We start from the raw sequence: 15093 nt of genomic DNA, 5'->3' as shown, positions 1-15093 counted from the left end.
CAGCGCTCCGGCGGAAGGGAGAACGCGCCGGCATCGTCGCCATGGTCTATCTGTTGCGTCAACATCGGTGGCCCGGTCGCCGGCGTTCGCTACGAGCTGCTCGGCGTCGGCGACAATTTTCAAGCCGATCGTGCTAGGCCTTGTCATTGTGCTTGCCGTCATCCTGGACGCCTATCGGGAAAAGCTGTTGAGGGTGATCCGATAAAGCGCGTCGCGCTTTTTGGTTTTTGTTTTATGGATGTCATTTTCCCAGATCCGCCGGACACTCCGGGCGACATGCACTAGGGGACAAGAAATGACGACGATTGCCGATGTCGCGCGCCATGCCGGAGTGTCGGTCGCAACCGTCTCGCATGTGATGAACCGCACGCGCCATGTCGAGCCTGAGACGGCCGAGCGCGTGCATTCGGCCATCGCCGCCTTGCGCTACAGCCCGAACACGCTGGCGCGCAGCCTGAGGCGCGGCGAGACCAAGACCATCGGCCTGCTGCTGCCGGACAATTCCAACCCGTTCTTCGCCGGCGTGGCGCGCCAGATCGAGGATGCCGGCTTCCTTGCCGGCTATACTGTGATCCTGTGCAACTCCGACGGCAGCGCCGAGAAGGAGGAGCGCTACCTCCAGGTGCTGATGGCCAAGCAGATCGACGGGCTGATCTTCGCCGGCTCGTCGGATCATGCGCGGGTGTTCTCCAGCCTTCTGCCCGGCGTCCCGGCGGTGCTGCTCGACCGCGAGATCCATTCGGTCAATGTCGATTCGGTGCTGGTCGATCACGATCATGGCGGCTATCTCGCCGGCCGCTATCTGGCCGGGCTCGGCCACGAGAAGATCGGCGTCATCGGCGGCCCGCGCGATTCCAGCTCCAGCCCGGCCCGCCTGCGCGGCTTCGCCAGGGCGCTGCAGGAAGCCGGCCTCGACCTGCCGCCGGCCTCGGTGGTGGATTCCGACTACCACTTCGCCGGCGGCCGCACGGCGATGGAGCGGCTGATGGCGCAGGCGCCGGGGATCACGGCGCTGTTTGCCTGCAACGATCTGATGGCCATGGGCGCGCTGACAGTGCTGCGCGGGCGCGGATTGCGGGTCCCCGGCGACATGTCGATGATCGGCTTCGACGACATCCCCTATGCCGTCACCACCTGGCCGCCGCTGACGACGATCGCACAGCCGGTCGAGAAGATCGGCACCCGCGCCGTCAGCCTGCTGCTCGAGCGGGTTGCCGAGCCTGCGGCGCATTCGCGCCGCGAAGTGCTCACCCCGGTGCTCGTCGAACGGGAGAGCTGCGCGCCGTTGAGCGGCTGAAGTCCCTCAGGCGGCGGCCGGCTGCAGCGCTGCCCTGAGCAGCATGCCGAAGAGGTCGCGCGGCTCGTCGGGATCGGCGAGCAGGTCGAGCTCCTCGTAGAGGCCGGTGGCCTGAAGCTGGTCTCTGACATAGCGCAGCGCGGAAAAATCCTCGGTGGCGAAGCCGACGGAATCGAACAAGGTGATCTGTTCCGCCGTCTTGCGGCCTTCCGCCTTGCCGGTCATCACCTGCCACAACTCGGTCACCGGATGGTCGGCGTGGAGCTGCTGGATTTCGCCCTCGATGCGCGTCTGCGGCGAGAACTCGACGAAGATGTCGGAGCGCAAAAGGATGTCGCGGTGCAGTTCCGTCTTGCCGGGGCAGTCGCCGCCGACCGCGTTGATGTGCACGCCGGAACCGACCATGTTGTCGGTCAGAATGGTGGCGGACAGCTTGTCGGCGGTCACCGTGGTGATGATGTCGACGCCTTCCACAGCATCCTGGCCGGTGGCGCAGATGGTGATGTCAAAGCCTTTGCCGGCGAGGTTGCGGGCGCATTTCTCGGAAGCCGAGCGGTCGATGTCGTAGAGCCGCAGCCGGTCGATGCCGAGCAGCGCTTTGAAGGCGACAGCCTGGAATTCGGACTGGGCGCCATTGCCGATGATGGCCATCGAGCGCGCGCCTTTCGGCGCCAGATATTTGGCCGCGACAGCGGAGGTCGCCGCGGTGCGCAGCGCCGTCAGGATCGTCATTTCGGTGAGCAGCATCGGATAGCCGGAGCCGACATCGGCGAGCACGCCGAAGGCGGTGACGGTCTGACGGCCTTCCCGCATGTTCTTCGGATGGCCGTTGACATATTTGAAGCCGTACATCTTGCCGTCGCTGGTCGGCATCAGTTCGATGACGCCGTCATGGCTGTGCGAGGCGATGCGCGGCGTCTTGTCGAACAGCTCCCAGCGGCGAAAATCCTCCTCGATATAGGCGGCGAGTTCGGTGAGGAACCGCTCGACGCCGATGGTCAGCACCAGCTTCATCATGCGGTCGACGCTGACGAAGGGGACGATGGCAAGGCGGGAAGGCTGGGTCATGCAATGCTTCCGGAATGGCTGCGGGTCGGGCGGTCCATGATGCGCCGGCCCATCAGGCTGGCGGCGAGGTCGACAATCAGCGTGGCGGTGCGGCCGCGCTCGTCGAGGAACGGGTTGAGCTCGACCAGATCAAGGCTGGAGACCAGGCCGCTGTCGGACAGCATCTCCATCACCAGGTGCGCCTCGCGGAAGGTGGCGCCGCCGGGCACGGTGGTGCCGACGGCCGGCGCGATGGAGGGGTCGAGGAAGTCGACGTCGAGGCTGACATGCAGCAGGCCGTTTTCCTTTTCGACGATGGCCAGGAAGGCGCGCAGCAAAGGTGCGACGCCGTGCTCGTCAATGGTTCGCATGTCGTGCACGGTAACCCCCGCTTCGCTCAGCGCCCGGCGCTCCGCCGGATCGACGCTGCGCAGGCCCATGACGCAGATGTGGGCAGGGTCGACGGCGACAGGCAGGTCCGGGAAATAACCGTTGAAGCCCGGCCGGCCGCTGGCATAGGCGAGCGGCACGCCGTGCAGATTGCCGCTGACGGTGGTATCGAGCGTGTGGAAATCGGGATGTGCGTCGAGCCACAGCACGAAGAGCGGCCGGCCGCGTTCGGCGGCGCGGCGGGCTATGCCCGACACCGTGCCGGCCGATATCGCGTGGTCGCCGCCAAGGAAGATCGGCATGGCGTTCCGCGAAGCCGCATAGGCGGTCTCGGCTATCGCCGCCGTCCAGGCGGAAATCTCCGGCAGGGCCTTCAGCGCGAGATTGCCATGGACGATTGCGCGCACGGCGGCCGGTTGCACCGCGCCCCAGTCCTCGACCTCGTGGCCAAGTTCCGACAGCACCGAGACAAGCCCGGCCGTGCGCAGCGCGCTTGGCCCCATCTCGCATCCCATCCTGCCGGCGCCGTCCTGCACCGGCGCGCCAACGATCCTGCAGCGCATGTTTCTTGTTGTCCTTGTAAATTGATTGGGCGGTTGATGCGTGGAATGAACCATCCCGGCCCGGCAGTATGAACAGGCGAAATTGGCATTTCGAGAAGAATGATTTATCAATCCGATAAGTCAGTTTGGTCAAAGTGGATAGAATCATGGACTTGCTCGACGAAAGGCTGGTCACGCTGCTCAGGCATGATGCCCGGCGCAGCATCTCCGATCTCGCGGTCGATCTCGGGGTGTCGCGCGCCACGGTCAGGGCGCGCATGGAGCGGCTGGAAAAAACGGGCGAGATCATCGGCTACACGGTGGTGCTGCGCGCCGACGCGGTCGACCAGCGGATACGCGGCGTGATGATGATCGAGATCGAGGGCCATGCCGCCGACCGCGTGGTCCGGGCGCTCGGCGGCCTCGCCGAGGTTTCGACCATTCACACCACCAATGGCCGCTGGGACCTGGTGGTCGAACTCGGAACGGCGTCGCTCACCGATTTCGACGCGGTGCTTAGGCGGATACGGCTCATCCCCGGGATAACCGGCAGCGAGACAAGTCTGCTGCTGGCAACGCCGAGGACGACAAGGGCACGGCTGGCTTAGCCGCCGTTCCGGCCGGCGTGTTCACGCAAAGCTTTGGGCGGAACTGGCGAATGGGTCGCCTGGCCGACGAATCTCATTGGGGCCGCAGCTATCCTCCACATGACGGAGGAAGCCGGCATGACGCGAGATTGCACCAGCTTCAACGGTGCAAGGACCGGACGCTTGCCACAGGCCAAGGCTGATGGCAGGATAAAAGGCCGCAACGTGCGGCCTCTGGCGGCCGTTGTGTTTCGATGGATTATGAAGCATTTTCCCAAGGTGCGGGTTCTCCTCACAATGTGCGGCAGCCTCATTTCGCCTTGGTCGCCCTTGATTTTTCGCAATGTTCGCTTTGCCTGCCTCAGGCCGCAGGGCATTTAATTCCACGGGGTCAAGCCTCATGACAGAGATTTGTGCTCGGGCCGTCTATCATCGGCGAAGACAAGGCATGGCGCCACAATCAGCGCCCCCTGGCATTCGTGCCCAGGTGAAGAATGCCGTTGCGTACCTCTCGCCCCCATGTTTCAAAACAGGTCGTTAGACCCGCGAGAATGGTTTCGAAGCCTGCGGGGTTGCCCACGGTCCGGCGAGAATTCTAAAAGACGTTCACAATGACACAGCACGCAAAAGACGCACGAATTCTCATGTACAGCCACGACACGTTCGGGCTCGGCCATTTGCAGCGCTGCCGAACGATCGCGCATTCGCTGGTCGGGGATTTCCGCGGTCTTCAGGTGCTTATCATTTCGGGCGCGACCATCGCCGGCGCCTTCGACTACCGCGCCCGCGTCGACTTCGTGAAGATTCCCAGCGTCATCAAGCTGCGCAACGGCGAATACACCTCGCTTGAAAAGGACATCGATCTGCATGAGACGCTAAGGATGCGGCAGTCGATTATCCGCCACACAGCCGAGAGCTTCCGGCCGGATATCTTCATCGTCGACAAGGAACCGCTGGGGCTGCGCGGAGAGATCGAGGATACGCTGTCCTACCTCAAGACGCGGGGCACCACGCTCGTGCTTGGCCTGCGCGAGGTGATGGACGCGCCGCATTTGCTCGAAGCGGAGTGGGCACGCAGGGATGTGATGCGCAAGATCGGCCTGTTCTACGACAAGGTCTGGGTCTATGGCCCGCCGGATTTCTACGATCCGCTGACCGGCCTGGAGGTGCCGCCGGCGGTCAGGGCAAAGATGAAGTTCGTCGGTTTCCTGCAACGGAGCCTGCAGCAGAACCAGTTGCCCGGCCACCGGCCCGAGGGCGACTATATCCTGGTTACCACCGGTGGCGGCGGTGACGGCGCCGACCTGATCCACAACGTCATCGAGGCCTATCAGCAGGATCCGCGATTGCAGCACCGGGCGCTGATCGTGCTTGGGCCCTACATGCCGGCGCGCAAGCGCAACAAGCTGGTCAGGAAAGGGGCCAAGATCCCCTACGTCAAGATCATCGAATTCGACAACCGCATGGAAGAGCTGATTGCCGGCGCCAAGGCGGTGGTGGCGATGGGCGGTTACAACACCTATTGCGAGATACTGTCTTTCGACAAGCCGGCGCTGATCGTGCCGCGCGTCACGCCGCGCGAGGAACAGCTGATCCGGGCACGGCGCGCAGCCGAACTCGGCCTCATCGAGATGCTTTTGCCCGAGGAGGCCGAGGATGCCCAGCGGTTTGCCGATGCGCTGCAGGTTTTGCCGGGCCGGCCCCGCCCATCGCAGAGCAATGCGCATCTGACGCTGGAAGGGCTGCCTCATATTTCCGAAATCGTCGCGGAACTGCTCGACCGGCGGGCCGGCCATCACCTTTCGGTCATTGAAGGCATGAACTGAGTTGCAACACCGCAAGATCGTCGTGGTTCTGAAGGGCTACCCGCGGCTGTCGGAAACCTTCATCGCGCAGGAGCTGCTCGGTCTGGAGCGTGCGGGGTTCGACCTGATACTTTTCGCGCTCAGGCGGCCGACCGACGCAAAACGTCATCCCGTGCATGACGAGATCAAGGCCCCCGTCCATTATCTGCCGGAATATCTGCACAGAGAGCCGCTGCGCGTGGTTCGATCGCTGTTTGCCTGTCTGCCGCGGCCTGGCTTCTGGCGCGCGCTCAAATCGCTCGCTGCCGATATCCGCCGCGACTTTACCCGCAATCGCGCGCGGCGCTTCGGGCAAGCGCTGGTGCTGGCGGCCGAATGGCCGCAAGATGCCGGATGGCTGCATGCCCATTTCGCGCACACGCCGGCATCGGTGACGCGCTATGCCAGCCAGCTTCGTGGCTTGCCCTGGAGCTGCTCAGCCCATGCCAAGGACATCTGGACGTCGGCGGACTGGGATCTGGCCGGCAAGCTTTCCTCGGCGCGCTGGACGGTCACGTGCACGAAAACCGGCTTCGACCATCTGAAAAAACTCGCCAACGGCAGTTCGTCCGTGCATCTGAGCTATCATGGGCTCGACCTTGACCGCTTCGGCAGTTTCGGCGAGGCGCGAAAACAGCGTGACGGCTCGGCGCCGGCCGAACCGGTCATGATCTTGAGTGTCGGACGCGCCGTTGAAAAGAAGGGCTATGATACGTTGCTGGAGGCTCTTGCCCTCTTGCCTGGCGATCTGGCGTGGTGTTTCGAGCATATCGGTGGCGGCGAGGAACTGAAACGGCTGAAGGCGCTGGCGCAAAGGCTCGGGCTGGAGGGGCGCGTTTCCTGGAAAGGCGCGCTGGCGCAGGAGGAGGTGCTTGAGCACTACCGCAGCGCCGACATTTTCGCTTTGGCCTGCAGGATCACCGCGGATGGCGACCGGGACGGCCTGCCGAATGTTCTGGTGGAGGCGGCCAGCCAGCGGCTTGCCTGCGTGTCGACCGATATTTCCGGCGTGCCGGAGCTTTTGTCGTCGGATGAAACCGGGCTGCTGATTCCCTCGGAAAACCCGACTGCCCTGGCACAGGCGCTGGAGCGCCTGATCCGCGATCCCGTCCTCCGCGCCCGTCTCGGCGACGCCGCGGAGCGGCGCGTGCGAAGCAATTTCGATCATGTGGCAGGCATTGGACAGCTCAAGGAACTGTTCGAGCGGGAGTGGCGGGCCGCCGAATGAAGCGGCTGCGCGCTTTCTTCTATGTTCAGCACCTGCTCGGCATCGGCCATCTCGCGCGCGCCAGCCGCATTGCGGCGGCTCTGGTCGATGACGGGTTCGACGTCACCGTCGTGACCGGCGGAGCGCCGATCGCGGGATTTCCGGGATCGGGTGTAAAATCCGTGACCCTGCCGCCTGTCACCTCCGGTGACGAAGGATTTTCCGGACTTGTCGACCTGCAGGGCAAAGCCATCGACGATGATTTCAAGACGCGGCGCTCGGAGATGCTGCTGCAGGCTTTCCGGGATTACAGGCCCGACATCGTCATTATCGAGGCGTTTCCCTTTGGACGCCGGCAGATGCGTTTCGAACTCTTGCCACTGATCGAGGCCATCGAAGCGACATCGCCCAGACCGCTGCTGGCGGCGTCCGTCCGCGACATCCTTCAGGAGCGCGTGAAGCCGAGCCGAAACGAAGAAACGGTCGATATCGTCAACAGGCATTTCGATCTTGTCATGGTCCATGGCGATCCGGCTTTCGCAACCATCGACAAGACATTTCCGCTGGCTGGGGCGATCAGGGCCGAGGTCGCCTACACCGGGCTCGTTGCCGCGCCGCCGGCGCAAGCGGCCTCAGAGCGCTTCGACGTTCTGGTGTCGGTTGGCGGCGGGGCGGCCGGAAAGAGCCTTGTCAGATCCACCGTCGCGGCGGCGCGAAGTGCCGATAACGCCTGGACATGGTGTTTGATCACCGGCCCAAACCTGCCGAAGGACGAGTTTGACGCGATTTCACGCGATGCCTCCCCACGCCTGTCCATCTTCCGGTTCCGCGGGGATTTCGCCAGCCTGCTGACCGGCGCCCGCCTGTCGGTCTCGCAGGCGGGTTACAACACGGTCTGCGATGTCATGCGCGCGGGGTGTCGCTCGCTGCTCGTTCCATTTGCAGCCGGCGGGGAAACCGAGCAGACGCGTCGCGCTCTGATGCTCGAAGAGCTCGGTCTTGCAACGGTGCTGACGGAACAGGACCTGACGCCTGAAGGTCTGGCGCATGCGATCGAGCAGGCGCTTGCCGGACCGCCGCCAGCCGCGCATCGTCTCGATCTGGAAGGGGCGCGGCGCTCGGCGCAAATCCTGCGCGAGCGCTTCAAACAGCTCCGATCAGCATGAAGCGTGTATAATTTTTTGTCGGCAATTCGCCGGAGAACCTGATCTGCCGCAGCGCCGCCATGGCTTCGAAGGCCGCAAGTGACGCCACGCAGTTGATGTGCGTCGGCTCGCTGAAATAATCGTTCGACTGCAGCAGCACGTTCGTACCCCGCGGAAGCAGGGCAAGCCAGGCGCTGAGATCGGCTATGTGTTCGCAGCTCGTATTGACCACCAGGTCAGGCCCGCCGGCGGCATAGTCGAGTGTGTACATATCTGCCGTCAGCGCTTGAAACCGCTCGCCGGCTTGCCGGTTGAGTGTCCGGGCGACCGCGCCGACTTCGGGATCGATGTCGATGCTGTCGATCGCCGCGATGTCGAAGCGGGCGTCGTTGAAAAGCATCGCCGGCAATACGCCGTACCATCCACCCAGAACCCATATGCGTTCGAACCGGCCGCCGTCGCTTTCGAACAGCCTGTCGAGCGCCCACATCTTGCAGGCGACCTGCTTGTGGTTGAAGGCATTGGCGATATCGGCCTGCGGATGCTTGGCGATGACGCGCGCCAGCCCGGCCACGAGAGGGTGGTCGACGTAGGCGGCAATTCCCCGCGTGAGGTCCAGGGCTTGCTCATGCCCACCCATGCCGGCATTGCGTGGTTGCGTGACATCCATCATATTCGTCTTCTATGTTGGGATTTCCGGCGACACAACGCAATCTTGCCTCTTGCCTGTTCGACTTGCGGACGCGACTGTGCCGCAAGCCGTTTCGCCATTGCCCGGAGGAGGCCGATTGAATTTGTCCGGACCATCGGCGCCCATCCGCCTGGCGCGCAGCTGCCGCTTTGAGCTCGTCGTTGGCGGCGAAGACATGGCCGATACACCATTTGCCAGCAGGTGCCTTTACATTCCGCATCCTTCAAACTGACAATCGCATATGGAAACCAGCCTAGCCCGCTATATCTGGACGCACACCAGGAAGCAGCAGCTCTGGATATTGATGATCGTCGTGCTTTCGATGGTCCCGTATTTCATGTCGTTCGACCTGCCGAAGCTGATCGTCAACGGCCCGATCCAGGGCAAGGGGTTCGAGCAACCGGGCGCGACCCTGCCATTCATGCGGTTGCACTATAACCTGCCGTTCATCGGCGAGGTCCAGTTCTTCTCCGGTTTTCAACTGGACCGCACCTCGACCCTGCTTGCGCTCAGCCTTGTGTTCCTCTTGCTGGTCGTCATCAACGGCTTGTTCAAGCTCTACATCAACACTTACAAGGGCCGGCTCGGCGAACGCATGCTGCGGCGTATTCGTTTCGATCTGGTCGATCGTGTGCTGCGGTTTCCGCCGGTTTACTTCAAGCGGGTGAAATCCGCCGAAGTGGCGACCATGGTGAAGGACGAGGTGGAGCCGCTGGGCGGCTTCATTGGCGATGCCTTCCTGCAGCCGGTGCTGCTCGGCGGCCAGGCGCTGACGGCCATGCTGTTCATCATGGTCCAGAACGTCTGGCTCGGAATGATAGCGGTCGTGATCGTGGCGATCCAGATCGTGCTTATCCCGCGAATGCGGCGGCGGCTGCTCGTGCTCGGGCGCCAGCGGCAGTTGACGGCGCGCGCGCTTTCAGGCCGGGTTGGCGAAATCGTCGACGGCATCGGCGCGGTTCACGTCCACGATACGTCGAACTACGAGCGCGCCGACATAGCAGCCCGGCTCGGGCTCATCTTCAAAATCCGCTTCGATCTTTACCAATGGAAATTCATGGTAAAGTTCCTCAACAATTTTCTCGCGCAGCTCACGCCCTTTCTGTTTTACATGATCGGTGGCTATCTGGTCATCCAGGGGCGGTTGGATGTCGGCCAGCTCGTGGCCGTGATCGGCGCTTACAAGGACTTGCCCGGACCGATGAAGGAACTGATCGACTGGGATCAGGACCGGCAGGATGTCCAGGTCAAATATCAGCAGGTCGTCGAACAGTTCACCGTCGAGAATATCATCGCGCCGGAAATCGGAGCACTGACGGTCGACGATCCCGATCCGATGACCAAGCCGCTGTCGGCGGTCAGCCTGTCGATAGCAGACGATGGCGGCGCAATGCTCCTCAATCGCATCTCGCTCGAGGTCAAGCCGGGTGAGACGGTGGCGCTGGTCAGCACCGCAACAGGGGGAGCGGAGGCGCTTGCGGAAGCCTTTGCGCGGCTGACCTGGCCGGACAGCGGAAGGATCGTTTCGGGCTCCGATGACTTGCTCGATCTCCCCGAAGCCGTGACCGGCCGGCGCATGTCCTACGCTTCGTCGGATGTTTTCCTGTTCCAGGCAAGCCTGCGCGACAATTTGCTCTACGGGTTGAAGCATGCGCCGCTGACATCGGTGACATATGACGGCGCCGCGGCGGACCAGCACCGTTGGAATATCGACGAGGCGCGCCGGTCGGGCAATCCGGATCTCGATATCCGCAGCGATTGGATCAACTATGCCTCCGCCGGCGCCACCGGCCCGCACGACCTCTTCGAAGCCGTGCGCCGGGTGCTCGACGCGGTTCTTCTGTCGCGCGACATTCTGGATCTAGGCTTGCGCTCTTCGGCCGACCTCAAGCGCCACACGAAGCTTGCCGGGCGGATCGTCGAATTGCGTGCGGCGCTGCGAACCCGGTTGGAGGAAGAAGGCCTGAGCGCGCTGGTGGTTCCTTTTGAACCGGGCGCCTACAACAAGGAAGCGACGATCGGCCAGAACCTGCTCTTCGGCGCTGCGGCCGGCCCCGAACTGGCTCACAAGGCACTGGCGTCCAATCCCTATTTTGCTTCCGTGCTGAAGCAAGCCGGCCTCGACCGCACGCTCTACGAAATGGGCATGGAGATCGCCGAACAGGCGATCGAGCTGTTTGCCGACCTGCCGCCCGAACACCAGTTCTTCCAGCAGCTCGCCTTCATGAGCGCCGAGGAGATACCCGCCTACGAAACCTTGCTGCAACGGCTCAAGAATCGCCCCTACGATGCGGTTTCGGAGAACGACCGCGCCATGATGGTCACGTTGAGCTTTGCCTATATCGAGCCCCGGCATCGCTTCGGCCTCTTGACCGACGAGCTGATGAGCAAGATCATCGCTGCACGCAACCAGTTCTATGAAAACCTGCCGGCCGAGCTGGAGAAAGCTGTCGAACGGTTTGATCCTGCCAAATACATCGCCGCGGCCACCGTCATGGACAACGTCCTGTTCGGGCGTGTCGGCAACAACCATCCCGACGCGCCGGACCGTATTCGCTCCATCGTCTATGATATTCTTGACGAACTGGGACTTTATGCCGAGCTTCTGGATGTCGGCCTGGACTTCAACGTCGGCGCCGCCGGCAGGCGGCTGACCGGCGGACAGCGACAGAAGCTCGATGTTGCCCGCGCCTTGCTCAAGCGTCCCGATTTCCTCATTCTCAATCGGCCGCTGTCAGCGCTCGACCAGCGCGTGCAGGACAAAGTGTTGCGGAATGTGCTCGACGAAGCCAGACGCGACGGCCATTCGCCGGCAATTGTGTGGGTGGTGACGAATCCGGCAATGGCGGCGATGTTCGATCGGGTTGTGGTCTTTGACTCAGGCCAATTGGTGGAAGACGGAACACACGAGACACTCTTGGCGGGAAACGGTATCTTCAAGGAACTTGTGTCATAGTCTGGCAAACGCGAATTCAGGAAGGTTTGCGACAATGCTGCTCAAGGATGAAGTTGGAATGCTGCAACGCGTTCCCTTGTTCTCTGGCATCGAGCCGACAAAGCTCAAGCTGCTCGCGTTCACGTCCGATCGCGTGAACTACAGTGCCGGCCAGATTCTTTTCCGGCAGGGCGACGAGGCAGACGCGGCCTATGTCATCCTTTCGGGCAGCGCGGATATTCTGGTCGATTCCGACAATGGGCCGATCAAAGTTGCTGAATTGCTGCCAAATTCGATCGTTGGCGAGATTGCCATATTGTGCAACAGCTCCCGTACTGCCACCGTCAAAGCGGCAAGTGAGCTGGAGGCCTTGAGAATCCGCAAGGACCATTTCCTGAGGCTTATGAAGGAGTTTCCCGAAATGACCATCGAGATATTGCGGGTTCTTGCCGATAGGCTAAGCAGTACGACCGCGGACCTGATCGACGCACGAACGGCCGAGAGCGATTCACAGTTGCACTGAAGCGGCGAGCCGCTCTGTTTCTTTGTTTTGATGCAGTTTCCGGAACCGTGTCACACCTTTCCTGGAACGACTCTGGCAGCAGTTGGTTGGCTACGATGGGCGAAAGGGTGCATGGACGACGATTTCTTCCTTGTCAGGTTTTGGGGCGTGCGCGGCAGCATTGCGGTGTCGGGGCCAGAATTTGCTCGCTATGGCGGCAACACGATCTGCATCGAGATGCAATGCGGCAAGCATACGCTTCTGTTCGACGCGGGCTCCGGCCTGCGGCCTGCCGGCAGGACGCTTCGAGCGTCGGGCGTCACCGATTTCGACCTGTTTTTTACCCATTGCCATTACGATCACATCATCGGGCTGCCGGCTTTCAAGCCTATTTATGAACGAGGCATCAAAGTTACGCTTTGGTCCGGGCATCTCGCTGGACGCATGACGACGCGGCAGATGGTCGATGAATTCATTCGGCCGCCATGGTTTCCGGTGACACTCGGTGTCTGCAAGGCGAGCCTCGACTGCCGCGATTTCGCATCCGGAGACCTGCTTCGGCCACGCGAAGGAGTTGTTGTACGAACCGGTAGTCTTACCCATCCGGGCGGCTGCATCGGCTACCGGGTCGAATGGGGGGGCCGCGTCGTGGCGGTCATCACAGACACCGAGCACGAGCCGGGCAAACTCGACCAGGCGGTGCTCGGCCTGATCAGAGATGCCGACCTCGTCATTTACGACTGCACCTACACCGAGGAGGAAATGGAGCGCTACCGCGGCAACGGGCACTCGACATGGCAACAGGGCGTCAAGCTCTGCGAGGCGGCCGGCGCGCGCGGGCTTGCGCTGTTTCACCACGATCCGGCACGCACCGACGATGAGCTGGACGAGATGGAGAAACTGGCCAAGGACAGGTTTGCCGGCGCTTTTGCGGCGCGGGATGGCCAGACGCTCACATTCCCAACTTCAGTGAACAAAAAGCGCTGAGCTATTTTCCGGCGCTGCGTTCGGTCAATGTGCTGATCGGAAGCCATGCGCAGGCTTCGGTCCGCGCGGTGATCGTGAACAGCCGTTCGAGGAAAAGCCATGCCGATTCATCATGGACGAGATGGTGGGTGAGCAGGCCGACCGGTTCGCCGCCGTCGAATGCACGCTGCAATTGCGCGACGATGGCCTGAACCAACAGACCATGATCGCGGCAGCCGCGCGTGCCATGCCAATCCATGATGTCGACATTGCTGTTGATGACCGCCAGGGAAGCCGGCCTTGACGGCCCGAACACCGACAATGTCGCAAATCCTATCGATCCGAGGTCGGGTACCAGGCCGGCGTCGATCCGGTTCCAAGGCGGCACCAGCATCGGAACCGCACGTGCGCCGTGCAGGCCGGTTACACGCGACAGCCCGCCGGCCAGCTCATCCAGCACCACCTCGCGTGGCCGATGCGCGCCGAGCTCCTGCTTTTTTTGACCCTCGGGCGCATGATTTCGGTGCGCCCAGCCATGAATGGCGACCGTGGCATGCGGCGCCGCGTCAAGCCGGACGACAAGCTTCCCGTTGGTCTGGGCCGGAATGACGGCCAGAGTGACCGGAACCGCGAAGTCACCGGTGAGGTCGAGCAACCGATCGAGCGCCGGCGTCGGATCCACGGCGTCATCGTCGCGCAGCCAGAACTCTGCCTTGCGGCCCGCCCGTTGCCGGTGCGCCAGCTCGTCCACCAGGGGCTGCCAAATCGGGTCGGATGTCATGACAACGGGATCATCTTGAGAAGTTCCGCCAGACGGGCCTTTGCAGCACCGAGAGAGCGTTCTTCGAGAACGAAACGTCTGGCCTCTGCAGCCATGATGGTTCTTTCGTCATTCTTGGCCAGAAGCCTTGCAATTGCGGAAGCGAACGCCGCCACATCGCCCGGCGGGGTGAGAAACCCGGTCTGGCCATGCCGCACAACCTCCGGCACGCCGGCAATGTCCTGAGCCACCACCGGAAGGCCGGCGGCCTGTGCTTCAAGGTAGGCAATGCCATAGGCCTCGCCGTAACCCGGCCAGACGTAGATTCCCCCGCGATAGAGGACATCCGGGACGGCGACCGGCTCAATCGCGCCAAGCCATTCGATACGGTCGGCGGGCAAGCCGGCGAATTGCGCCTTTACCTCGTCACGGGCAGGTCCGTCCCCGACGACCGATAGTGTCCAGGGGAGATGGCCGATCAACCCGAGCGCCTGCGCCAGCATGCGATAGCTCAAGACCTTGTCGCCCGGGCGCATCATGGCGACGGTAACGAGGCGCGTCGGATAATCCAGTACCGGCATTTCGTGGAATGCCGATGTGTCGATGAAGGGTGAAAGCATACCGAGAGCGGCGTGGGGAACAGCATCCGCCAGCCCCTGGCGATCCCTTTGCGTGAAGCAGATGTTCAGCGCCGCCTGTTCGATGGCTCGCGCCACCAATGCTTGGCTATCGGCCCACGTACCGGCGTTGCGCCGTTCGGAATAGGAGGCTTCGGCCGTCACATAGGGGACGGCAAAGGCCAACGCCAGCTCGGGCCCGATCAGGTCGGGCGCCTTGTAGTAGGGATGATAGGAGAACCAGAGATCGGGCTTGCCGTCACGGTCCCAAAGCCTTGTCAGTCGCGCGGCTTCGTCCCGGGCCTCGATCATGAGCGCATCGAAACTTTTCGGTTCCGGCTGGCGTAGATAGAAGCGCAACTCCGATGCCAGTTCGACGCTATGCCCGCCATGCTGCAGCGCCTGGACCAGCATCCGTGCCATCTGGCGGTCGCCGGAGACAACAGGATGATTGGGCGACTTCAGCGGGGCGTAGAAGGCAATTCGCATCGCGCGATCCTATCATCGCAAAGCCTGCCCAAGTCAATTTCGAGGCATGATCGACTTCACCTTCAAGCGCTGGA

Annotated in this window: 14 protein-coding genes and 1 pseudogene; 10 read left to right on the top strand and 5 right to left on the bottom strand. The window is 62.6% G+C overall.

Going from position 1 to position 15093, the window contains the following annotated elements; translation table 11 throughout:
• Nucleotides 1-17 precede the first annotated feature (17 nt).
• Nucleotides 18-205: pseudogene (locus tag NKJ58_RS02380) on the top strand (ABC transporter permease); the annotation flags it as partial.
• Nucleotides 206-295: 90 nt separating this feature from the next.
• Entirely contained in the window at nucleotides 296-1297 is a 1002-nt protein-coding gene (locus NKJ58_RS02375) for a LacI family DNA-binding transcriptional regulator (protein ID WP_023742039.1), read from the top strand.
• 6 nt (nucleotides 1298-1303) lie between these two features.
• Here the strand turns inward: NKJ58_RS02375 and ocd are convergent, their stop codons facing one another.
• Nucleotides 1304-2365, bottom strand: coding sequence for an ornithine cyclodeaminase (gene ocd, locus NKJ58_RS02370; protein WP_352852751.1), 1062 nt, complete (start codon nucleotides 2363-2365; stop codon nucleotides 1304-1306).
• The gene (gene rocF, locus NKJ58_RS02365; protein ID WP_023754932.1) at nucleotides 2362-3297 is read right to left on the bottom strand and encodes an arginase; all 936 of its coding nucleotides are present in this window, start codon (nucleotides 3295-3297) and stop codon (nucleotides 2362-2364) included. Before rocF ends, ocd begins: the two co-directional genes overlap by 4 nt.
• Nucleotides 3298-3443: 146 nt before the next feature.
• On the opposite strand from rocF, the gene NKJ58_RS02360 reads away from it, so the two are divergent.
• The 5 genes from NKJ58_RS02360 to NKJ58_RS02340 all read left to right on the top strand — a co-directional run bounded on the left by NKJ58_RS02360 (nucleotide 3444) and on the right by NKJ58_RS02340 (nucleotide 8080).
• Entirely contained in the window at nucleotides 3444-3884 is a 441-nt protein-coding gene (locus tag NKJ58_RS02360) for an Lrp/AsnC family transcriptional regulator (protein ID WP_023685065.1), read from the top strand.
• A gap of 99 nt (nucleotides 3885-3983) precedes the next feature.
• Complete coding sequence (locus NKJ58_RS02355) at nucleotides 3984-4244, top strand: hypothetical protein (protein ID WP_023732834.1); 261 nt, start codon at nucleotides 3984-3986, stop codon at nucleotides 4242-4244.
• Nucleotides 4245-4474: 230 nt separating this feature from the next.
• Complete coding sequence (locus tag NKJ58_RS02350) at nucleotides 4475-5689, top strand: glycosyltransferase family protein (RefSeq protein ID WP_023672150.1); 1215 nt, start codon at nucleotides 4475-4477, stop codon at nucleotides 5687-5689.
• A 1-nt stretch (nucleotide 5690) separates the two neighbouring features.
• Nucleotides 5691-6935: a glycosyltransferase gene (locus NKJ58_RS02345; RefSeq protein ID WP_023827410.1), complete on the top strand. Its 1245-nt coding sequence runs from the start codon at nucleotides 5691-5693 to the stop codon at nucleotides 6933-6935.
• Nucleotides 6932-8080: a glycosyltransferase family protein gene (locus tag NKJ58_RS02340; protein WP_023824401.1), complete on the top strand. Its 1149-nt coding sequence runs from the start codon at nucleotides 6932-6934 to the stop codon at nucleotides 8078-8080. Before NKJ58_RS02345 ends, NKJ58_RS02340 begins: the two co-directional genes overlap by 4 nt.
• Here NKJ58_RS02340 and NKJ58_RS02335 read toward each other — a convergent pair.
• Nucleotides 8058-8729 carry a class I SAM-dependent methyltransferase gene (locus tag NKJ58_RS02335; protein ID WP_081731654.1) on the bottom strand — a complete coding sequence of 224 codons (672 nt, stop codon included), beginning with the start codon at nucleotides 8727-8729 and terminating at the stop codon, nucleotides 8058-8060. The genes NKJ58_RS02340 and NKJ58_RS02335 overlap by 23 nt on opposite strands.
• 262 nt (nucleotides 8730-8991) lie before the next feature.
• On the opposite strand from NKJ58_RS02335, the gene NKJ58_RS02330 reads away from it, so the two are divergent.
• The 3 genes from NKJ58_RS02330 to NKJ58_RS02320 all read left to right on the top strand — a co-directional run bounded on the left by NKJ58_RS02330 (nucleotide 8992) and on the right by NKJ58_RS02320 (nucleotide 13174).
• The gene (locus NKJ58_RS02330; RefSeq protein WP_023710306.1) at nucleotides 8992-11706 is read left to right on the top strand and encodes an ABC transporter transmembrane domain-containing protein; all 2715 of its coding nucleotides are present in this window, start codon (nucleotides 8992-8994) and stop codon (nucleotides 11704-11706) included.
• 34 nt (nucleotides 11707-11740) lie between these two features.
• The gene (locus NKJ58_RS02325; protein WP_023672144.1) at nucleotides 11741-12208 is read left to right on the top strand and encodes a cyclic nucleotide-binding domain-containing protein; all 468 of its coding nucleotides are present in this window, start codon (nucleotides 11741-11743) and stop codon (nucleotides 12206-12208) included.
• Nucleotides 12209-12319: 111 nt separating this feature from the next.
• Nucleotides 12320-13174, top strand: a complete 855-nt coding sequence (locus tag NKJ58_RS02320) for an MBL fold metallo-hydrolase (protein ID WP_023685072.1) — start codon at nucleotides 12320-12322, stop codon at nucleotides 13172-13174.
• A 1-nt stretch (nucleotide 13175) separates the two neighbouring features.
• Here the strand turns inward: NKJ58_RS02320 and NKJ58_RS02315 are convergent, their stop codons facing one another.
• Nucleotides 13176-13934, bottom strand: coding sequence for a polysaccharide deacetylase family protein (locus NKJ58_RS02315; RefSeq protein ID WP_352519412.1), 759 nt, complete (start codon nucleotides 13932-13934; stop codon nucleotides 13176-13178).
• The gene (locus NKJ58_RS02310) at nucleotides 13931-15019 is read right to left on the bottom strand and encodes a glycosyltransferase family 4 protein (RefSeq protein WP_352852750.1); all 1089 of its coding nucleotides are present in this window, start codon (nucleotides 15017-15019) and stop codon (nucleotides 13931-13933) included. The genes NKJ58_RS02315 and NKJ58_RS02310 overlap by 4 nt, the downstream gene beginning before the upstream one ends.
• Between the last annotated feature and the right edge of the window lie 74 nt (nucleotides 15020-15093).

Origin of the sequence: Mesorhizobium sp. M0139, from assembly GCF_040322455.1 — a bacterium.
Classification (GTDB): domain Bacteria; phylum Pseudomonadota; class Alphaproteobacteria; order Rhizobiales; family Rhizobiaceae; genus Mesorhizobium.
Note: the sequence above shows the minus strand (reverse complement) of the source record. Positions and strands in the feature narration are given on the sequence as shown.